The 679-nt window shown below is 64.8% G+C and carries 2 protein-coding genes; both read left to right on the top strand.

Features of this window, described 5'->3' with window-relative positions:
* Positions 1 to 356 (top strand): aspartate 1-decarboxylase (panD, locus tag RKE40_RS29650; RefSeq protein ID WP_316021739.1); only part of this gene is annotated, 356 nt, incomplete at its 5' end.
* Between the two features lie 4 nt (positions 357 to 360).
* Positions 361 to 679: type III pantothenate kinase (locus RKE40_RS29645; RefSeq protein ID WP_316021738.1), on the top strand; the 319-nt coding region annotated here is incomplete at its 3' end.

Here is a 679-nt window from a genome sequence, read left to right as displayed (position 1 = left end):
TGACCGTCGATCAGGAACTGATGGAGGCGGCCGATCTGCTCGAAGGCGAGCAGGTCACCATCGTCGACATCGACAACGGTGCGCGGCTAGAGACCTACGTGATCACCGGCGAGCGGGGAAGTGGCGTCATCGGAATCAATGGGGCTGCAGCGCATTTGGTGAACCCGGGTGATCTGGTCATCCTGATCGCCTACGGGGTCATGAACGAGCAGGAGGTTGCCGACTACGCACCCCGGGTGGTGTTCGTCGACGAGAAGAACCGGCCGGTCGAGCTGGGTAGCGATCCGGCGCACGCACCCGCGGGCTCGGGTCTGATCACGCCGCGCGATCTGCGGGCCGATTCCGTGCTGGTCTGATTCGATGCTCCTCGCGATCGATGTGCGCAACACCAGCACGGTGGTCGGGCTCTTCACCGGCACCGGTGATCACTCGAAGCTGCTGCGCGACTGGCGCATTCGGACCGATCCTCATGTGACGGCCGACGAGTTCGCGCTGATGTTGCGTGGATTGCTCGGAGCCGACGCGGAACAGATCACCGGCATCACCGCCCTGTCGACGGGGCCGTCGGTGCTGCGCGAGATGCGCACCATGCTCGTGCGCTACTGGGATCATGTGCGGCATGTGGTCGGCGAACCCGGCGTGCGGACCGGAGGGCCACTGCTGGTGGACAATCCCAAAG

This window comes from Allobosea rubneri (assembly GCF_032464875.1).
GTDB lineage: Bacteria > Pseudomonadota > Alphaproteobacteria > Rhizobiales > Beijerinckiaceae > Allobosea > Allobosea rubneri.
This window is presented reverse-complemented; position numbering and strand designations above follow the sequence as displayed.